This is a genomic window from Arthrobacter sp. BGA-UO-ETr-C19 (genome assembly GCF_059568005.1).
Genome location: NZ_JCAQPC010000024.1, coordinates 799,020 through 817,486 on the forward strand (window position 1 = coordinate 799,020; position 18,467 = coordinate 817,486).

Sequence of the window (18,467 nt, forward strand, 5' to 3'; positions counted from 1 at the left end):
GGCTACCGAGTCTGCTCTCTTTTAGCTGAATTTTCAGCTTTCACCCATGCTTATGGGCAAGAATGGGGGTATGGCTAACATTTTTGGTGCTCCGAAGGCTGCGCCCAACGGCTCGGACGAATCGAAGACTGTCCCCACCGGGGACACCGTCGGCTCGTATACCTCGTACCTGGACGCCCAGAAGGCCGTTGACTACCTCGCTGACCAGCAGTTCCCGGTGCACCTGGTGTCCATCGTGGGGAACGACCTCAAGATGGTGGAGCGCGTGACCGGGCGCCTCAGCTACCCGCGGGTGGCGCTCTCCGGCGCCCTGAGCGGCATGTGGTTCGGCCTCTTCGTCGGCGTCATGCTGTCCTTTTTCACGCCCGCCGGCGGGACGTTCTCCATCATCAGTTCGGTGCTGATGGGTGCGGCGTTCTTCATGCTGTTCGGGATCGTCACCTACGCCATGCAGCGCGGCAAGCGCGATTTCACGTCCACCAGCCAGGTGGTTGCCACCAGTTACGACGTCATTGTGGCGTTCGAGGCGGCCCACGAGGCGCGGCGGCTGCTCCAGCAGCTGCCGATGACGCCGTCCGACGCCACCCCCGGTGCGCGTCCGGCGTCGCACGCCCAGCACGACTACCAGAACCAGCCCTATAACCAGAACCAGCCTGACCAGCAGCCGGGCCGGCACCAGGGACCGCCGCAGGGCCAGGCGCCGCAGCGGCCGGCGGGCTGGAACGACCCCTACGGTCAGCGGGGCCAGAACGCCGACGCGCAGTACGGTGCAGGGCAGCACCCCCAGGGCGGGCAGCCGCAGGACCAGCCGTACGGTGCAAACCAGCAGTACGGCGCAGGCCAGCAGGGCCAGCCGTACGGCGCGGAACAGCCGCAGGACCAGCAGGCCGGCGCCAATCAGCAGAGCCAGCAGTACGGCGCTAACCAGCAGCAGGGCCAAGGCGCGGAAGCCGCGCCTGCAGCGGGCCAGCGCCCGGCGTCCGTCCGTTACCCGGACCTGCCGGACGGCCGGCCACAGTATGGAGTACGGGTGGATCCGAACCAGGCCGAGCAGGGCCGGGACGGACAGCAGCAGTAGCGAGAGACGGCAAAAGGGACGGCCACCGGATCACCCGGTGGCCGTCCCTTTCTGCAACTCTTAACCCTTGGCGTCGATTTCCTGGTAGATGCCGGCCATCCAGGCCTCGACGTCGTCCGCGGTCCGGGGCAGCGCCGCGCTGAGGTTCACGGGGCCCTCGGCGGTCATCAGGATGTCGTCCTCGATGCGCACCCCAATGCCGCGGTACTCCTCGGGAATGGCCAGGTCTTCCTGCTTGAAGTACAGGCCCGGTTCGATGGTGAAGACCATTCCTTCGCGCAGCACGCCGTCCAGGTAGAGTTCCCGCTTGGCCTGGGCGCAGTCGTGGACGTCGAGGCCGAGGTGGTGGCTGGTGCCGTGCGGCATCCAGCGCCGGTGCTGCTGGCCGTCCTCGCCGAGGGCCTCCTCGACGGGGACCGGGAGCAGGCCCCATTCGGCAAGGCGCTCCGCGAGGACAGTGGTTGCGGCCGTATGGATGTCGCGGAACTTCACGCCGATCTGGGCGGCCGCGAAGCCGGCGTCGGCTGCGTCGAGGACGGCGTCGTAGATCTTTCGCTGCACGTCCGAGAACTTGCCGTTGGCCGGGAGCGTGCGGGTGATGTCCGCGGTGTAGAGCGAATCGGCCTCAACGCCTGCGTCCAGCAGGAGGAGTTCCCCGGCATTGACCTTGCCGGTGTTGCGGGTCCAGTGGAGCACAGTGGCGTTGTTGCCGGCGGCGGCAATGGTGTCGTAGCCGAGTTCGTTGCCTTCCTCCCGGGCACGGGCGAAGAAGGCGCCTTCCACTACGCGCTCACCGCGGAAGTGCGTCAGGGCGCGGGGCAGGGCCTTGACCACTTCGGTGAAGCCCTCCACCGTTGCGGCCACTGCGATCCGCATCTGCTCGATTTCCCACTCGTCCTTGGTCAGGCGCAGCTCGGAGAGTGCTTCGGAGAGCTTCTCGTCGAGGGCGTCCAGCACGCCAAGGTCCAGGTTGTCCGGGTCCTTGGCGGTGTTGTAGCGGGCGGTGTCCACGAGCGCGTCGATGTTTTCGTCCACCTTGCGCACCAGGCGGATGGAGACGCCGCCGATTTCCGGGGCGCCGACGTTCTTGGTGACGGCCACCTCCAGTTCGTCGATGTGGGCCGTGGGGATTCCGAGCCGGGCCTCAAACTCGGCCAGCGTGGGCCGGGGCCCGATCCAGAACTCTCCGGACCGCGCGTCGGCGTAGAACTGTTCGGTGTCCCGTCCGGCCAGCGGCCGGAAGTAGAGCGTGGCGCGGTGGCTGCCGCCGTCGTCGCCCTTTCCCTCCTCAACAGGTTCGAAGATGAGCACGGCGTCGGGCTCATGGTCCAGCCCGAGGCCGGTGAGGTGGGCGAAGCCGGAGTGCGGCCGGAAGCGGTAGTCGCAGTCGTTGGACCGGACCTTCAGGGGCCCGGCCGGAAGCACCAGGCGTTCACCCTTGAACTGGTCGGAGATGGCCCGCCGCCTCTTCGCGGCGTGGCTGGCGACGGCGTCCCGTTCAGGGGTTACCTGCGGCGCGGGCGCCCAGCTGCTGGCCATGAAGGCCTTGAAAGCCGCGGAACTGGGCCGCTGGGAGCGGTTGTTGACGCGCTCTTCCATGGGCTGGGAAGCTGTGTTTTCACCGTTGTGGGTGTTGTCTGCAGAGTTCACCGTCCCATCGTCTCACCAGCCGCGCGGCTTAGGCCAACACCGGCACCGCAGGAGTACCGGGAGGGAGAATCACGGCCATCCCGGCCACACGGGCACGCCATCTACTAGGCTGGGCTGGTGAGGATAGATCTGCACGCCCACTCGAATATTTCCGACGGCACGGAAACTCCTGCTGACGTCATGGCAGCCGCGGCGGCGGCAGGGCTGAACGTCATCGCACTGACGGACCATGACTCCACGGACGGCTGGGAGGAAGCGTCCCGGGCGGCGATTGATTACGGCGTGGCACTGGTGCCCGGCATGGAGATTTCCTGCCGGACAGAGCACGGGATCAGCGTCCACCTCCTGAGTTACCTGCACGATCCCACGCACCCGGGCCTGCTCGAAGAAATCACGAAGGCCAGGGAAGCCCGCCTCACCCGCGCCGAACGAATGGTAACGCTGCTGGCCGAGGATTACCCCCTGAGCTGGGACGACGTGATCCACCATGTGGCGCCGGGGGCCACTTTGGGACGGCCGCACATCGCCGACGCCCTGGTGGCGGCGGGAGTGGTAGCGGACCGTTCCGAGGCCTTCACCTCCATCCTCACGTCCCACTCCCGCTACTTTGTGCAGCACTACGCGCCGGAGCCGGCCCTCGCCGTCGAACTGGTCCGCGACGCGGGCGGCGTTCCTGTCTTTGCCCACCCCGTCGCCTCCGCGCGGGGGCGCATTGTGGGTGAAAGCACCTACCACAACATGATCGACGCCGGCCTTGCCGGGCTGGAGGTCAACCACCGGGACAACCCGGAAGAGGGCCGGGAATTCCTGCGGAAGCTGGCCGCCCAGCACGGGCTCCTGGTGACCGGGTCCTCGGACTATCACGGTCTGGGCAAGCCGAACCGGCTGGGCGAAAACCTGACTGCGCCGGACGTGTTCGAGCGGATTGAGGAGCTGGCCACGGGCACCGCCGTCGTGCGCTAAATCCCATCCAGGTAGCACTTCAGGGCGTTCCCAGAGCTGGGAACGCCCTGAAGTGCTACTTACTTGGGCAGACGCCTACGCCGGCGGGTAGGACGCGATCTCGGCCTGCGTCCCGAGCCGCTTGGCCATGACGTCGATGGCCGGCTGGTTCTGGTCCACGCACACGAACCTGCGCCCCATCTTTGCCGCCACGGCGCCGAGCGTGCCGGAACCGGCGAAGAAATCGAGGCACCAGTCACCCGGACGGCTGGACGCAGCTACCACCCGGCGCACCAGGCCCTCGGGCTTCTGCGTGGGGTAGCCGGTCTTTTCCTTGCCCGTGGGGGAGACGATGGTGTGCCACCAGACGTCGGTGGGCAGTTTGCCCAGCTCCCGCTTGGCCGGGGTCACGAGCCCCGGCGCCATGTAGGGCTCCCGGTCCACCTCGGCGCTGTTGAAGTGGTATCTGGCCGGGTTTTTGACGTACACGAGGATGTTGTCGTGTTTGGTGGGCCAGCGGTTTTTGGCGCGTGCACCGTAGTCGTAGGCCCAGATGATCTCGTTGAGGAAGCACTCCCGGCCAAAGATGGCGTCCAGCATGACCTTGGCGTAGTGCACCTCGCGGTAGTCAAGGTGCAGGTACAGGGTGCCGTCGTCGGCCAGGAGCCGCCAGGCCTCCACCAGGCGCGGCTCGAGGAAGGACCAGTAGTCGCTGAAGGCGTCGTCATACCGGTGCAGGGCGCCCTTGATCGTGTCATAGGAGCGGCCCTTGAAGCCTACCCGGTCGCCGTCGCCGTCGGCATTCAGCACCATCCTTGTTTCCTGGCGCTGCTGGGCCCGGCCGGTGTTGAAGGGCGGGTCCACGTAAATGAGCGTGAAGGCGCCGTCCGGCAGCGTGGGGAGGAAGTCCGCGTTATCCGCGTGCACCACCAGGTTGCTGCCGTCCGGCGCCCAGACAGTTTCAGTCATTGAGGCTATGGGGCCTCGGTGCCGCCCGGCTGCGAGCCGGTTGCTGCGGATTCGCTGCCGGAGACCACTTCGCCATTGCGGCGGCGCGTGCGGGTGCGGTTGCGGCGCGGACGCGCCGGCTGCTCGCCTTCAACGGTCGCAGTGGAAGCGGGACCGGTTCCGGCATCCGCGCCTGAATCTGAAGAACGACGGCGGCGCTCGCCCGAACGCTTGCCCGCGTCACCGCCGCGGCGGCTGCCTTCCCTGCTGCCGGAGCGGCCGGCATCGCGGCCGCCGGAGCGGGTGTTCTTCTTGCCGGTCTCGCCCAGGTCCTCCAGGACTTCGGCGTCGACACCGGCCAGGGTGCGCTTGCTGCGCGGCAGCCGGCCCTTGGTCCCTTCCGGGATGTCCAGGTCCTCGTACAGGTGCGGTGACGAGGAGTACGTTTCGATGGGCTCCGGAACGCTCAGGCCCAGCGCCTTGTTGATCAGGCCCCAGCGCGGCATGTCGTCCCAGTCCACGAAGGTCACGGCCGTGCCCTTGTTGCCGGCGCGGCCGGTGCGGCCCACGCGGTGCAGGTAGATCTTCTCGTCTTCCACGCACTGGTAGTTGATGACATGCGTGACGTCGTCGACGTCGATGCCGCGGGCCGCGACGTCGGTGGCCACGAGGACGTCCACCTTGTTGTTGCGGAAGGCGCGGAGGGCCTGCTCGCGCGCGCCCTGCCCGAGGTCGCCGTGGATGGCAGCCGCGGCGAATCCGCGGTCCACCAGTTCCTCGGCAACCTTGGCTGCGGTGCGCTTGGTCTTGGTGAAGATGATGGTCCGGCCGCGGCCGCGGGCCTGCAGGATGCGGGCAACAACCTCGGTCTTGTCCATGCTGTGCGCGCGGTAGATGAGCTGGCGGATATCGCGCTTGGTCAGGCCCTCGTCGTCCGGATCGGCAGCGCGGATGTGGGTGGGCTGCGTCATGTACCGGCGGGCCATGGCGATGACGGGGCCCGGCATGGTGGCGGAGAACAGGAGCGTCTGGCGGACGGCGGGCGTACCGGCGATGAGGGTCTCGACGTCGGGCAGGAAGCCGAGGTCCAGCATCTCGTCGGCCTCGTCGAGGACCACGATCTTCACGTTCTTCAGCACAAGGTGCTTCTGCTTGTAGAGGTCGATGAGGCGGCCGGGAGTGCCGACAACGACTTCCACGCCCTTCTGGAGTGCCTCGATCTGCGGCTCATACGCACGGCCGCCGTAGATCGTGGCGATGCGGGCATTGCGCTTGCGTGAGGCGGTCTGCAGGTCGTTGGCGACCTGGACGGCCAGCTCGCGTGTGGGAACAATCACCATGGCCTGCGGTGCCCCGGGGGCAGGCAGCTTGCCGAAGCCTGGGTCGTCCTGGCCCACTACGCGCTGCAGGGCGGGAATGCCGAAGCCGAGGGTCTTGCCGGTGCCCGTCTTGGCCTGGCCGATGATGTCGTGGCCGGACAGTGCCACGGGCAGGGTCATAGCCTGGATCGGGAAGGGGTGGGTGATACCGGCGTCGGCGAGGGACTCGACGATGTCGGCGCGCACGCTGTAGTCGGCGAAGGACTTTTCGGCTATTTCGTGCGGCTTCTCGTCCGAGATGATGGTCTCTTCCGGCTCGATGGTCTCGGTGCCGGTGTCGTCGGAGAGAAGCTGGTGGGTATGCAATTCACTCACAGGGGAGTTTCCTTATTCATTTAGGCATTGGCGCCGCCTGCTCAACGGGGCGGGCACGGGGGCCGTTCCGGAGCACGCTCAGGCGCGCAAGCAATTCCAGTGGAAGCCGATCGCGGGCTATCTAAATGCCGGCACTGGGGACCGGCGGGTGTGACTCAAGATCGCGTAGGGGCGGGCTTGTTGAATTCAAATCAAGGAAATCAACGACCGGGCATCCATTACTACCCACCCAGTCTACTGGCAAACCCATGTTTTCCTTGACTCACGCCGCAGCAGGGGCCCGTGGCGGGCGCAGGAGCGGATCAGTCGACGAGCTCAAGGTGGATCTCCCTGGTGGTGATGTCCGAGGAGATGAGCCGGACGCGGACCCTGGTGCCGGGCTCCATTTCGCCCGCGCACCTGGCCGTCACGGCCGGTTCGGCGATCTGGACCACGCCGGAGGGGCCCGAACCGTTGGTTCCCTTGCCGTTCAGGCCTTTACCGTTGCCATTCCCGTTCCCGGCGCCATTCCCGTTTCCGTTGCCGTTTTTGGCCGGCTTCGACCCGGAAATCACCACGGCATCGAACTCCTGTCCGATGTGGTTGATCAGCAGCGCGGCTTCCACGGTGTCCAGGGCAAGGCGTTCCATCCTTGCCGCCAGCTGGTCCGAGTACGCCATGATTTCGGGCAGCGAGGGGAGCGCCTCCCGGGCCCAGGCCGGCACCGGGCGGTTGTTGCTCAGTGCCTCGCAGATGACCAAAACAAACCGGTCCACGAGCCGGCGCAGCGGCGCGGTGGTGTGGGCGTACGCCGTGCCGATGGCTGACTGGACGGCGTCCTCCGGGACGGTTCCGTCGAAGTGCGTGTACGCGGCTCCGCGGAAGAGCATGCCGGCCGAATGGAGGATGGCCAGTTGCCGGTGGTCGGTGGGATCGAGGGTGCGCAGGTACTCGCCGTAGCTTTCCTGCCCGTCCCACGGTTTGCCCAGCGCGGCTGTCTGACGCTTGAAGTGGCTGAGCGAGCGTTCATCCGGGGCCGGCATGGTGCGCAGGATCCCCACCTTGCCGTTGAGCATCAGCGAAGCGGCGGCCATCCCGGTCATGAGCGAAATCTGGGCGTTCCAGTCCTCCACCGGAAGCTGGGGGACCGCCACGATCCGGTAGCCGCCGTCGGGCAGCTGGACGATCTCCTGCTCCGGCATGTTCAGGCTGGCCCCGCCGCGGGCCCGCTCCAGGTCCACGCGCTTGCGCCCCACCTCACGCAACAGCTGCAGCATCGGAGGGGCGGTGCCGGCATCCAGGTCTGCCTGGACGCCCTTGTAGTTGAGCTTGGCCCGGCTGCGCACAGCGGCCCGGCGCACCGCCGCGGACACCACCTCGGCGGCCGCATCGAGCTCGAATTCCCAGACGAAGGCGGAGCACAGCTGCCCGGCCAGCAGGCTGCCGGCGTTCTCGCTGATCACCTCCGGATGCAGCGGTATCCGGCCGTCCGGTGCGTAGAAAGTCTGCCCGCGACGGCGGGTCTCGGCGTCGAGCGCACCGCCCGGCTGCACGAAGGACGGAACGTCTGCAATGGCGTAGAGGATCTGGTAGCCCTGGCCGTGGCGTTCGATGAACAGCGCCTGGTCCAGATCAGTGGACGACGGCGGATCGATGGTCAGGAAGTCCACTCCGGTCAGGTCCAGGTCCGGAAACTGCCGGTCCGCCACCGCGGCTTCGGCTTCCTTGAGCACGTCCTCGGGGAAGTCCCCCGGGAGCTCCAGCTCCGTCCGCAGCGCGCTCAGGGCGTCCGCGAGCGCGTTGGTCTGCTCGTGGACGCTGGGCGAGAGACGATGATGTGACACGAAAATCAGGTTAGCCCGAATTGCGCCGTTAGTCTTGGATTATGGGCACATCCTCGGCTGACACCGCTCGCTACGACCGTTTCGTCGCAGACCTGTTCGGCGTGATGGCATATGGCGAATTGTCCGCGTTCGAACGGCTCTCCTCGGACGCCCGCTACTCACCCACACTGCATGACCGGGCGGTGATCGGCCGGATCGCGGTCATTGAATTCCAGCACTACGAACTGGTGAGCGCCAAGCTGGCGGAGATGGGCGTCGACGTCGAAAATGCGATGCTGCCGTTCCAGTCCGCCGTGGACCACTTCCACGAACGGACCCGCCCGGCAGACTGGTACGAATCCCTGATGAAGGCCTATGTGGTGGACACCGTTTCCGCCGATTTCTACCGGGCGGTGGCCCGGTTCGTGGATCCCGGAACGCGCGACCTCATCCAGCAGATCCAGACGTCGGAAGAAGCCACGGGCGTCCTCCGGGACCGGCTCAGGGGAGCGCTGGCGGACGACCCCAGGCTCGCGTCCAGGCTCGCGCTGTGGGGCCGCCGCCTCCTGGGTGAAGCGATCACCCAGGCCCAGCGCGTGGGCCATGAACACGCCTTTCTTGGCGAGCTGTTTGTCGAGGCAGAGCCCGACGCCACGGATGCCACTGCACGCGAGCTGGTGCGGGGCATCACCGCCGAAGTCGCGGAAAACCACTCCCGGCGGATGGTCCAGCTGGGACTGAGCGGGTAGCTAGGAGATGGCTGCCGGCGCCGTTGCGTCGAGGGCGTCGAGCAGTTCCGCGGCGGCGGCTGCCGGGTCTGCTGCCTCGGTGATGGCGCGTACGACGACGATCCGGCTGGCTCCGGCCGCCAGGACCTGCTCCACATTCGTGCGGTCGATCCCGCCGATGGCGAACCAGGGCAGCAGCAGGCCGCCGACCCGCTCCTCGTCCGCGGTGCGGACAGCCTCCGCCGCGTAGCGCACCAGGTCGAGCCCGACGGCGGCGCGCCCGGGCTTGGTGGGCGTGGCCCAGAGCGGGCCTACGCAGAAATAGTCCAGGCCGCTGCGGCCGTGGGCGGCGCCGATAGCGGCATCCACCTGGTCCGTGCTGTGGGTGGACAGTCCGATCACAGTTGAATCGTGCAGCAGCTTCCGGGCAGCGCGGAGCGGCAGGTCCTTCTGGCCGATGTGGAATACCGGCGCACCGGCGATGGACGCGATATCGGCGCGGTCGTTCACGGCCCACAGCCGTCCGTGCCTGCGGGCGGCGGCATGGACGGTGTCCAGCAGCTCGAGTTCCTCGGCGGCCTCGATGCTCTTGTCCCGCAGCTGGATGATGTCCACTCCGCCGGCAAACGCCGCGTCCACGAAGTCCGCGAAGTCCCCGCGGTCCTTGCGGGCGTCGGTGCAGAGGTACAGGCGGGCGGCTGTGTGGGCAGAGTGCTGGGTCATGGCAACCACCTTAGTTCCTCTAAACTGGGCAGGTACCGCGGGAGCCCGTTACTGCTGTCATAAAAGGCGCAGGGCTGAGAGGGCGTCAGAGCCGACCGCTTGACCTGATCCGGTTAGTACCGGCGTAGGGAAGGATTATGCATGAACCCTGGAACACGCGGCGAAGAATGTGCCGCCACAAGTCTTGAGGCAGATGTGGCCGTCATCGGCGGCGGCGTGGTGGGGCACGGCATCGCCTGGGAAGCACGGCGCGCCGGCCGCTCGGTGGTGCTGATAGATGAAGCCCCCGGCAGCGGCGCAAGCTGGGCCGCAGCCGGCATGCTCGCTCCGGTCAGCGAATTGCATTACCAGGAGGAAGGACTCCTGGAACTGATGCTGGAGTCATCCGCCAGATGGCCGGACTTTGCTGCCACCCTCACTGCCGGCGAGGACGCCGGGTACCTGACGACGCCGACCCTTGCAGTGGGTGCCGATCCCGCCGACCGCCGGGCCCTGATGGACCTGCGGGACGTACAGCGGACCCACGGGCTGGATGTTGAACCGCTGACCATCCGCGAGGCACGCTCGCGGGAGCCGCTGCTTAGCCCCGCGATCTCCTGCGCCCTGGACATCCCGGCGGACCACCAGGTGGATCCGCGAAGGCTCGTCCGGGCGATCGCCGCCGGGCTGGCCGGCCATGGCCAGGAGCTCACGGCAGCGGAGGGATACGCGGTGCGGGAGCACGCCGCCGGCCTGCTCTGGGACGGCGGGCAGGTCTGCGGGGCCCGGCTGGCCGGAGGCGGGTCCGTCAGGGCGGCCGAGACGGTGGTGGCCAACGGCCTGGCCGCGGCCCAGCTGCAGAACCTCCCGGAAGGACTGCAGCTGCCGCTGCGCCCGGTCTACGGAGACATCCTCAGGCTCAGGGTCCCCGCACACCTGCAGCCCCTGCTGACCGCAACGGTCCGCGGCATGGTGCGGGGCGTTCCGGTCTACATCGTGCCCCGCCAGGACGGCACGGTGGTGATCGGCGCCACCCAGCGTGAAGACGGGGTACCGGGCACCAGCGCCGGCGGCGTCTACCAGTTGCTGCGTGACGCGCAGGTCCTGCTGCCGGCAGTCGCCGAGCTCGAGCTCCTTGAAGCCACTGCGCGGGCGCGGCCGGGCACACCGGACAACGCGCCGCTGCTCGGCCGGGTTCCGGCCCGCGGGCAGGGGGCCGGGACTGACGTGGCCGGCCTCATCATCGCCACCGGCTTCTTCCGCCACGGCGTCCTGCTGACCCCGGCGGCCGCAGTGATCTGCCGCCAGCTCATGGATGGCATCACGGATCCGCGCTGGGCCGCGTTCCGGCCGGGCCGGTTTTCCCCCGGGCCCGCGGACCTGGCGGGAGCGGCCGCTGCACTCTCACATTTGACCCGCGTCACATTTGACCCGAACAAGGAACCAGCATGAACATCACTCTGAACGGTATCGAACAGGAAGTGGGCGAGGGCGCCTCGGTGACCTCGCTCGTCAGCCAGGTCACGGGACGCCGCCTGTCCGCCAACGGGCAGGCCGCCGACGGCCAGCGACTGGGTGTGGCGGTGGCGCGCAATGCAGCCGTCGTGCCGCGCAGCCAGTGGCACAGCACCGCCCTCGCCGAGGGCGATGAGATCGAGCTAGTCACGGCAGTCCAGGGAGGATGAGCACGATGGTAGAAACACTGACTGAAACAGCAGACAGCCTTGTCATTGACGGGGTGGAGCTGACCTCGCGACTCATCATGGGCACCGGAGGCGCTCCGAGCCTGGACGGTCTCGGCTCAGCGCTGGTCGCGTCCGGCACCCAGCTGACCACGGTCGCGATGCGGCGGTATTCGCCTGCCGAAACGGGCTCCCTCTTCCAGCTGCTGCTGGACCACAACATCCGCGTGCTCCCCAACACCGCCGGCTGCTTCACTGCCCGGGATGCCGTCACGACGGCCGAGCTGGCCCGTGAGGCGCTGGAGACCGACTGGGTCAAGCTTGAGGTCATCGCGGACGAGCACACGCTGCTGCCTGACGCCGTGGAGCTGGTGGACGCCACGGAGCAGTTGGTCAACCGCGGCTTCAAGGTCTTCGCCTACACCAACGACGACCCCGTGCTGGCGCTCCGCCTCGAAAACCTGGGCGCCTCGGCCGTCATGCCGCTGGGAGCACCGATCGGCACGGGCCTGGGTATCCTCAATCCGCACAACATCGAGCTGATCGTGTCCCGGGCTTCCGTTCCTGTGGTCCTGGACGCGGGGATCGGCACGGCCTCTGACGCGGCACTGGCCATGGAGCTGGGCTGCGACGCCGTGCTGCTGGCCACCGCGGTCACCCGTGCGCAGAACCCCGCACTCATGGCCGAGGCCTTCAAACACGCCGTCATCGCCGGTAGGCTGGCGCGTGCGGCCGGGCGGATCCCGCGCCGTGAGCATGCCCTGGCGTCCTCGGCCATGGAGGGCCGGGCGGAATTCCTCTAGGTCCGGCCGCCCCTGCCGGCCCGGCGTGCGGCAGGCTCAACAGGTCCTTCTTAGGAGTGCACTGTGGCCGCCAGCGACGACATTCTCACCCGACCCCAGATCGACGAAGCGCTCGCAGGACTGCCCGACTGGCGCTACCGGCTGGGCGGCCTGGTCACCGTCTATAAGACGCCGACGGCGGCCGCCGCGCTTGAGCTGATCGCCGCCGTCGGGCGTGTGGCAGAGGAAACGGACCACCATCCGGACCTGGACTGGCGCTACAACCGGGTGTTCATCAGGTTCAGTTCCCACGACGTCGGGGGCGAGGTGACCACGCGGGACACCGGAGCCGCGGCCTCGGCGAGCACGGCCGCGGCGGCGGCAGGCGCCGAGGCCCAGCCAGGCCTGTTCCGCTCGGTGGACATCGGCATCGACACGGCTGACGCAGCGGAGATTTCCGAGGTCTGGCGCGTCGCTCTCGGTTACCGGAAGGGCCGTTTCGGGGACCTCGTGGACCCGTACGGCCGCGGTCCGGGCGTGTGGTTCCAGGAGACCCCGACGCCGAACGACAACCGCCTGCACCTGGACATCCACCGCTCGAAGGCCGAGTCGGCACCCGCCCTGGAGAAAACGGCCGCCACCGGGGCCCTAATGAACAGTGACCACGCACCCAATTGGGTGGTGGTCACTGATGCCCAGGGGAACCGGCTCTGCCTGTGCACTGAGGAAGGCCAGGGGCCGGACCTTCCCGGATCCTGACCTGGCCGGATCCCGCGCGGCTAGATCTTCAGTGCTGCCGTTAGCCGCTGGTTGTCGTGTTTGGCGCGGGCACGGCCGAGGTAGACCGCCACCGCCAAGGCAGCAGCCGTCCCCGCCGCCATGGGAAGGACCCACGGCAGCCACGTCAGGCCCGGCTGGTAGCCCAGCCCGGCCCAGATGCAGATGATCCACGCCAGCATGCCTACCACCGCAGCGGTGCCGGCCGGCAGGAGGATGCCGTACTTGGTGTGGCGCCGGTCGTTGGCCCAGACGATGAAGCCGGCAGCGGCAGTCACCAGGAGCACGATCACGAGGGACAGCACGGCTCGGCCTACAGTGCGCCGAAGCCGACCCGGCGCACTTCCTCTGCGCCGATTTCGACGTAGCCGAGGACGTTGGCCGGGATGATGATCTGACGGCCCTTCTCATCGTTCAGACGCAGCTCGCTGCCCTTGGCGATGGCCTCGGCCACGACTTTGGCCACAGCGTCAGCATCCTGGGCCGATTCCAGCACGATTTCACGGCCGACGTTCTGAATGCCGATCTTTACTTCCACAGCAAGGCCTCCCAGCCAATCAAGGTTGAAATTTCAAAGGTAGTTTCAGTTGTAGTCTAGGTCTCTTTGGGGAAGCGAGAGATTCCGCGCCAAGCTAAACGGTAAATCAGGTCACTGGCCACATCGAGGTCGAGGTTCCCGTCCGTTTCGAGCCAGTACCGTGCGCTGACCTGGGCCATGCCCGCAAGGCCGCGCCCCAGCAGCTGGGCCTCCAGCAGAGGCAGCTTGGTGTCTTCCGCAATGACCTGGGCAATGGCATTGGCGAACGTCTTGTTGAACGTCTCCAGGCGCGAGCTGACGTCGGCGTCGTTGATCAGGTCGGACTCAAACACCAGCCGGTGCGCCTGGTCGTCGCTGTCAATGAAGCGGTAGTAGGCGCGCATGACCGCCTGGACGCGCTCCTTGTTGTCCGTGGTCGAGTTCAGGGCGCCCAGCATGAGCCCGGTCAGCGCCTCGAGGTGGCTGTCCAGCAGCGCGAGGTACAGTTCCCGCTTCGAAGGAAAGTGCTGGTAGAGCACCGGCTTGCTGACGTGCGCCGTTTCAGCGATTTCATCCATCGCGGCGCCGTGGTAGCCGTTTGCGACAAAAACCTCCTGGGCTGCGGCCAGCAGCTGGGCCCGGCGCTCGTCGCGCGGCAGCCTCGCGGAGCGCTGGCCGGCGGCGCGGGCCGGGCCGGCATTGGAGTGCGCGGCCTGAGTTCGATCAACCGGTGCATGATGAACCACTGTTGGCCTTCTTTCCTTTGCAGTTAACTTCACTTTACCCGGGGGTAATATGACCGCGCGGTATCTTCAGGCATACATTGAAGTATGGCTTCTCCGTCCACCGCAAATACAGTCCGCACGCTCCCGGGCCCCCTCGTCGATCCCGCGCCCGGGCTTTCCACCGAAGAGGTGGAGCGGTATTCCCGGCACCTCATCATTCCCGAAATTGGCGCCCTCGGCCAAAGGCGGCTGAAGAACGCGCGCGTGCTGGTCATCGGCGCGGGCGGCCTGGGCGCGCCGGCGCTGCTTTACCTCGCGGCCGCAGGAGTGGGCACCCTCGGGATCATCGACGACGACGCCGTGGACCTGAGCAACCTGCAGCGGCAGATCATTCACGGAGTCAGCGACGTTGGCCGGCCCAAGATCGAATCCGCCCGGGACGCCATCGCGGAACTGAACCCGCTGGTGGACGTGCGCCTGCACAACGTCAGGCTCGATGCCTCCAACGCCCTGGAGCTGTTCGCCGGCTACGACCTCATCCTGGACGGGGCGGACAACTTCGCCACGCGCTACCTGGTCAATGACGCTGCCGCCATCCTCGGCAAGCCGTACGTGTGGGGATCGATCTTCCGCTTCGACGGGCAGGTCAGCGTCTTCTGGGAGCAGCACGGCCCCACGTACCGGGACCTCTACCCGGAGGCCCCGCCGGCCGGTTCCGTGCCGTCGTGCGGGGAAGGCGGCGTGTTCGGCATGCTGTGCGCGGCGGTCGGGTCGCTCATGGTGACGGAGGCCGTCAAGCTGATCACCGGCGTCGGGCGTTCCCTGCTGGGCAGGGTGGCGCTGTACGACGCCCTTGGTGGCAGCTGGCGCGAGATCAGGGTGTCCAAGGACCCGGACGCCCCAAGGATCACGGAACTCACCGACTATGAGGCCTTCTGCGGCATCGCCCCGGCGGAAACAACCGACACCGAGCACACCGTGACGGCAACGCAGCTGGCCACGATGCTGGCCTCGCGGCAGGCCGGGCTGAAGGACTTCGACCTCGTGGATGTGCGCGAGGCGGGGGAGTACGACATTGTCCGGATCGACGGTTCCGTGCTGATCCCGCAGGGGCGCATCCTTTCCGGTGAGGCTTGGGGCGAGCTGCCGCAGGACAGGGACATCGTGTTCCACTGCAAGGCCGGGACGCGGTCGGCCGCCGTGCTGGCCGCCGCCCGGAAGGCCGGGTACCAGCGCGTCAGCCATCTCGACGGCGGCATCCTCGCCTGGGTCAGGGATGTGGAGCCGCAGAAACCCGTCTACTGATCCAGGCGGTGCTGCCGTGACCAGCGCGAGGTGAACCACCGTCACCGCAGTACATGTCACCGGGCGATGACAGGGATCTGCCGCGTATGCACGACCTTGCCGGTGATCCAGTGCAGCAGGTCCACGGTCAGCTTGTAGTTCCCGGCCGCCGGCGGGCGCAGGAGCATGTCGTACCGTTCGGCTGCGCCGAAGTTGACGATGCTGGTGCGCAGCGGGCCGGTCTCGGAGATGGGCCGTGCCGGAGCATTGGGGTTTGAGGTGTCGCGTAACGGACGGCCGTCGTGGGCGATCAGTTCGGCCATCGCAACGCGTTTACCTGCCGAGTCGGTGAAGTAGGCGTTCACCGGGAAATAGTTGGCGTTCAGCAGGCGCAGCAGCGTGGGTTTGACCGTGCCTCCGTTGGAGACGCGGGCACGTATCCCGGTCAGGAAGATCGGACCCTCCCTGGTGGGCACGGGGGCCAGTTCGCCGCCGAGCAGGTAGAAGTGCTTGGGCTCGAACCTGTCCAGGCCGGCGTCGTCCCCGGAGAGCCCCGCGGCGTGGTTCATCTCATGCCAGCGGGGATCCACCGAATACGGGACCAGGATGGTCTCTGTATCGATGTCGTACTCCGGCCCATCGACGAATGCCCTGCGCGCTCCCTTGGTCACCGCGTAGTCCTTATGTACCGGCGGGTCGATGATCAGCGGGCCGAACATGCCCATCTGTACGTGCAGGGTGGTGTTGACGTGGCAGTGGTAGAAGTAGGTCCCGGACGCGCCGACGTTCGGGTTTCCGGGTATGCCCCGTTCAGGGCGCCACTGGTACGTGTAACTCCCGGATACCTCGAAGGAGGTGTGGCCCACGCCGTCGTTCCGGGGGTCGGGCTCCATGCCGTGCCAGTGCACGGTGTGGACCTTCTTGCTGGGATGGATGGTGCCGTGGAACAGCTGGCCCTCGGTAAGCCGCACCAGGGGAGCCGGGAAGATGCGGCCCGAGTTCTCGGTCTCAAACGTCCACATCTCGAATTCGCCGCCGTCGTCGAACTTCATTTTCCGGTTGAAGAACTTGAACTCATGCGCGACGTCGGGGGCTTGGCGGAACTCGGTTGCCGGGCTTCCCTCGTGCATCTGGTGCGAACTGAAGTCCACCTGGCTGCCGAAGAGCTCAGGCGCCGGCGTGGCGTTGACCGGGCCGGGGGCGGCAAGGGTCCAGTGGCCAACCAGGCCGCCGGGATACATTCCGCCCCGCGCCACCTGTGACGGTTCGGCGTGGCAGTGCATGGGGTAGTTCCAGTCCGTCTTGCGGGCATTCCACACCTGGTCGATGGCCTCCGGGGGGCGCCGCAGCGGAAGCACAGAGGCCTTGCGGTCCAGGGGATGCATTTCGATCACGTCCTCCCACTGCTGGAGCACCACGTGTCCCTCGGCGTCGATGTGGCCGCCGCTGCGGGGGAACGGTTCACCGTTTCGCCGCACGGTCCAGAGGTGGTTGCCGTGGAAATGGAGCTGATGATGGACCAGTCCGGCGTTGACGAAATGCATGAGTTGCCCGGCGCGGACCGTGCCGGCCGCGGGGGACAGACTGAAATCGCGCACATCGATCTGGCGGGGGGAGCCGGACATCAGCGTGTCTTCCTCCCGGATCCGGTTAAGGGCCTCATCGGTGGAGGCAGCCAGGGACTGGAAGCCGCTGCGTCCGTTGAGGGCGAAATACCGGGGATATGCAGGGGTCTTGTCCGGGTCCACCGTCCCCTGCCGGGAGGCGATGCCCGCCCAGGCCGGATCGACGTTGTGCAGGATCCACATCCACTGGCGCTCAAATTCCGGACCGGTGGCGCCGAACCGCCAGGGCGAGTCCGGATTGACCACCAGCAGGGCGCCAAACAGTCCCAGTACCCGCTGGACGGGGTCCGCCTCCGGGTCGGCTGGATCAGCCCCCGGGTCGCAGTACACATAGGCGCCTTCTGCCGGCGCTTTGAAGCTCAGGGTCTTGGTCTGGCCCGACTTGATGACTCCGGTGCCCACATGGCTGTTTCCCGCACCCACGTTCAGGAACTGCAGCGAGTGGTCCTGCGTAAGGTTGTTGGTCACCCGGATGCTGATGGTACTGCCGGTTTCGGCGATGAGGGTCCGGTCGGGGAAGAAGCTGGCCCAGTGGGCGCGCCGGGCCAGGAACTCCCCGGGATTGAGCGGGTCCTTGGTTGCCGGTGACGGCCGCCCCAGGGGAGGCAGCGCGGCCTTGAGCGGATAGATCCGGCTGGCCACGACGGAGCCGTTGCGCAGAAATACCCGCGGACTCACGGCCAGGCTGGGCCTCGGATCCTTAACCGCGGTCCGGCGGTCCCCGAACCCGCGGTGGTAGACGAGCGTTCCGTCCACCATGGGAAGGTAACCGTCGTTGATGTGAAGGTCCAGCGGGCTCAAGACCGCACCTGGGCGATCGTGAGGAGCGGCAGGGCGAGGGCCTGGGCGTTTTCGTCGTCCAGTCCCGTGTACTCGATCTCCATGGCGACGGAATCGTGGGGGGCCAGATAGCTGATCCAGACCCGCTCGGTGGCGCCTGCGGCAATGGCACCTGGCCCGCGGTCGGCGTCCTGCGGGGCCACCGTGATGCCGGACGGCAGCAGCTTGAGGCGCAACTGGCCGGGGCTGAACAGGACCGGCTCCGGACGGACATTGGTGAGCGCCACTTCGAGCACCACGACGTCGCCCCAGGTGAAGTTCCCGGGCTGCGGCCAGTCGGAGTCCAAGAGGGGGCCGCTGTGGTGGCCGTCCACCGCGGCGCCTCGGCGGCTGGAAACGCGCTGGATACCGGTCTGGCCTGCCGCAGCGGCTCTGCGCGTTCCGTCCGTGACCTGCGATATGGCCGAGGCGAGCGGCGTGGCGGCAGGCTGCCCCTGCGCATCAAGCCTGGCCAGGCGTCCGGCGTCGACGAGCGACAGGGTGCCGAAGGCCGTGAAGAGCCCTGCCCCGCCGCCGGGTCTGCTGCGGGACACCATCCCGTAGGTCCCGCCGCCAACGAGCAGCAGGGCTCCGCCTCCCACGATGAGCCCGAATTGCCGGCGGCTCAGAGACGGGACGGCAGGGGCCGGTGAAGAAGAATTCATGACTGCTCCCCAATATGGTTTTCCCGGGCAACTTCAATGCTGCTTGG

18 protein-coding genes and 1 riboswitch are annotated in these 18,467 nt (G+C 67.4%); of the genes, 8 read left to right on the forward strand and 10 right to left on the reverse strand.

The window, feature by feature from the left end:
* The first annotated feature begins 70 nt into the window (after positions 1-70).
* Complete coding sequence (locus AC57BR_RS22650) at positions 71-1,078, forward strand: YflT domain-containing protein (protein ID WP_496364660.1); 1,008 nt, start codon at positions 71-73, stop codon at positions 1,076-1,078.
* A 60-nt stretch (positions 1,079-1,138) separates the two neighbouring features.
* On the opposite strand, the gene AC57BR_RS22655 is transcribed toward AC57BR_RS22650, so the two are convergent.
* Positions 1,139-2,728, reverse strand: coding sequence for an aminopeptidase P family protein (locus AC57BR_RS22655; protein ID WP_496364662.1), 1,590 nt, complete (start codon positions 2,726-2,728; stop codon positions 1,139-1,141).
* Positions 2,729-2,845: 117 nt separating this feature from the next.
* Between AC57BR_RS22655 and AC57BR_RS22660 the strand changes: the two genes are divergently transcribed.
* Positions 2,846-3,691 (forward strand): PHP domain-containing protein, encoded by an 846-nt coding sequence (locus tag AC57BR_RS22660; RefSeq protein ID WP_496364664.1) that lies wholly within the window; start codon positions 2,846-2,848, stop codon positions 3,689-3,691.
* A 75-nt stretch (positions 3,692-3,766) separates the two neighbouring features.
* On the opposite strand, the gene AC57BR_RS22665 is transcribed toward AC57BR_RS22660, so the two are convergent.
* The 3 genes from AC57BR_RS22665 to AC57BR_RS22675 form a co-directional block, all read right to left on the reverse strand.
* On the reverse strand, positions 3,767-4,639 hold the full coding sequence (locus tag AC57BR_RS22665) for a DNA-methyltransferase (RefSeq protein WP_496364666.1): 873 nt from the start codon (positions 4,637-4,639) through the stop codon (positions 3,767-3,769).
* Positions 4,640-4,644: 5 nt separating this feature from the next.
* A complete protein-coding gene (locus AC57BR_RS22670) occupies positions 4,645-6,312 on the reverse strand; it encodes a DEAD/DEAH box helicase (protein ID WP_496364668.1) in 1,668 nt (555 codons plus the stop codon).
* A 302-nt stretch (positions 6,313-6,614) separates the two neighbouring features.
* Complete coding sequence (locus AC57BR_RS22675; protein WP_496364670.1) at positions 6,615-8,135, reverse strand: RNB domain-containing ribonuclease; 1,521 nt, start codon at positions 8,133-8,135, stop codon at positions 6,615-6,617.
* Positions 8,136-8,176: 41 nt separating this feature from the next.
* Between AC57BR_RS22675 and AC57BR_RS22680 the strand changes: the two genes are divergently transcribed.
* Positions 8,177-8,863, forward strand: coding sequence for a ferritin-like fold-containing protein (locus tag AC57BR_RS22680; protein WP_496364672.1), 687 nt, complete (start codon positions 8,177-8,179; stop codon positions 8,861-8,863).
* Here the strand turns inward: AC57BR_RS22680 and thiE are convergent, their stop codons facing one another.
* Positions 8,864-9,565 carry a thiamine phosphate synthase gene (thiE, locus tag AC57BR_RS22685; RefSeq protein WP_496364674.1) on the reverse strand — a complete coding sequence of 234 codons (702 nt, stop codon included), beginning with the start codon at positions 9,563-9,565 and terminating at the stop codon, positions 8,864-8,866.
* 27 nt (positions 9,566-9,592) lie between these two features.
* Positions 9,593-9,713: riboswitch (TPP riboswitch) on the forward strand.
* Between thiE and thiO the strand changes: the two genes are divergently transcribed.
* The 4 genes from thiO (at position 9,707) to AC57BR_RS22705 (ending at position 12,767) form a co-directional block, all read left to right on the forward strand.
* Complete coding sequence (gene thiO, locus AC57BR_RS22690) at positions 9,707-10,996, forward strand: glycine oxidase ThiO (protein ID WP_496364676.1); 1,290 nt, start codon at positions 9,707-9,709, stop codon at positions 10,994-10,996. (Overlaps the previous riboswitch by 7 nt.)
* Positions 10,993-11,229 carry a sulfur carrier protein ThiS gene (thiS, locus tag AC57BR_RS22695; protein WP_003805112.1) on the forward strand — a complete coding sequence of 79 codons (237 nt, stop codon included), beginning with the start codon at positions 10,993-10,995 and terminating at the stop codon, positions 11,227-11,229. Before thiO ends, thiS begins: the two co-directional genes overlap by 4 nt.
* Before the next feature lie 5 nt (positions 11,230-11,234).
* The gene (locus AC57BR_RS22700; protein ID WP_496364678.1) at positions 11,235-12,029 is read left to right on the forward strand and encodes a thiazole synthase; all 795 of its coding nucleotides are present in this window, start codon (positions 11,235-11,237) and stop codon (positions 12,027-12,029) included.
* A 63-nt stretch (positions 12,030-12,092) separates the two neighbouring features.
* The gene (locus tag AC57BR_RS22705) at positions 12,093-12,767 is read left to right on the forward strand and encodes a 4a-hydroxytetrahydrobiopterin dehydratase (RefSeq protein WP_496364680.1); all 675 of its coding nucleotides are present in this window, start codon (positions 12,093-12,095) and stop codon (positions 12,765-12,767) included.
* A 20-nt stretch (positions 12,768-12,787) separates the two neighbouring features.
* On the opposite strand, the gene AC57BR_RS22710 is transcribed toward AC57BR_RS22705, so the two are convergent.
* From AC57BR_RS22710 to AC57BR_RS22720, 3 genes are read right to left on the reverse strand one after another with little or no spacing between them, the layout of a single operon-like run.
* Positions 12,788-13,090 carry a hypothetical protein gene (locus tag AC57BR_RS22710; RefSeq protein WP_496364682.1) on the reverse strand — a complete coding sequence of 101 codons (303 nt, stop codon included), beginning with the start codon at positions 13,088-13,090 and terminating at the stop codon, positions 12,788-12,790.
* Positions 13,091-13,098: 8 nt separating this feature from the next.
* Positions 13,099-13,323, reverse strand: coding sequence for a DUF3107 domain-containing protein (locus tag AC57BR_RS22715; RefSeq protein ID WP_003805104.1), 225 nt, complete (start codon positions 13,321-13,323; stop codon positions 13,099-13,101).
* Between the two features lie 56 nt (positions 13,324-13,379).
* Positions 13,380-14,048 (reverse strand): TetR/AcrR family transcriptional regulator, encoded by a 669-nt coding sequence (locus AC57BR_RS22720; protein WP_496364684.1) that lies wholly within the window; start codon positions 14,046-14,048, stop codon positions 13,380-13,382.
* 84 nt (positions 14,049-14,132) lie between these two features.
* Here AC57BR_RS22720 and moeB point away from each other — a divergent pair, with 84 nt between their 5' ends.
* Positions 14,133-15,332 (forward strand): molybdopterin-synthase adenylyltransferase MoeB, encoded by a 1,200-nt coding sequence (moeB, locus tag AC57BR_RS22725; RefSeq protein ID WP_496364686.1) that lies wholly within the window; start codon positions 14,133-14,135, stop codon positions 15,330-15,332.
* A 56-nt stretch (positions 15,333-15,388) separates the two neighbouring features.
* Here moeB and AC57BR_RS22730 read toward each other — a convergent pair whose 3' ends face one another.
* Together AC57BR_RS22730 and AC57BR_RS22735 are read right to left on the reverse strand one after the other, a co-directional pair.
* Positions 15,389-17,737, reverse strand: coding sequence for a multicopper oxidase domain-containing protein (locus AC57BR_RS22730; protein WP_496364688.1), 2,349 nt, complete (start codon positions 17,735-17,737; stop codon positions 15,389-15,391).
* The gene (locus AC57BR_RS22735; protein WP_496364690.1) at positions 17,734-18,420 is read right to left on the reverse strand and encodes a hypothetical protein; all 687 of its coding nucleotides are present in this window, start codon (positions 18,418-18,420) and stop codon (positions 17,734-17,736) included. The genes AC57BR_RS22730 and AC57BR_RS22735 overlap by 4 nt, the downstream gene beginning before the upstream one ends.
* Between the last annotated feature and the right edge of the window lie 47 nt (positions 18,421-18,467).

What these genes read in the sequence shown, in the direction of transcription:
- AC57BR_RS22680 (WP_496364672.1), top strand. Translation starts at nt 8,177, where the DNA reads ATGGGCACATCCTCGGCTGACACCGCTCGCTACGACCGTTTCGTCGCA.
- AC57BR_RS22735 (WP_496364690.1), bottom strand. Translation starts at nt 18,420, where the DNA reads ATGAATTCTTCTTCACCGGCCCCTGCCGTCCCGTCTCTGAGCCGCCGG.
- AC57BR_RS22700 (WP_496364678.1), top strand. Translation starts at nt 11,235, where the DNA reads ATGGTAGAAACACTGACTGAAACAGCAGACAGCCTTGTCATTGACGGG.
- thiE (WP_496364674.1), bottom strand. Translation starts at nt 9,565, where the DNA reads ATGACCCAGCACTCTGCCCACACAGCCGCCCGCCTGTACCTCTGCACC.
- AC57BR_RS22650 (WP_496364660.1), top strand. Translation starts at nt 71, where the DNA reads ATGGCTAACATTTTTGGTGCTCCGAAGGCTGCGCCCAACGGCTCGGAC.
- thiO (WP_496364676.1), top strand. Translation starts at nt 9,707, where the DNA reads ATGAACCCTGGAACACGCGGCGAAGAATGTGCCGCCACAAGTCTTGAG.
- moeB (WP_496364686.1), top strand. Translation starts at nt 14,133, where the DNA reads ATGGCTTCTCCGTCCACCGCAAATACAGTCCGCACGCTCCCGGGCCCC.
- AC57BR_RS22665 (WP_496364666.1), bottom strand. Translation starts at nt 4,639, where the DNA reads ATGACTGAAACTGTCTGGGCGCCGGACGGCAGCAACCTGGTGGTGCAC.
- thiS (WP_003805112.1), top strand. Translation starts at nt 10,993, where the DNA reads ATGAACATCACTCTGAACGGTATCGAACAGGAAGTGGGCGAGGGCGCC.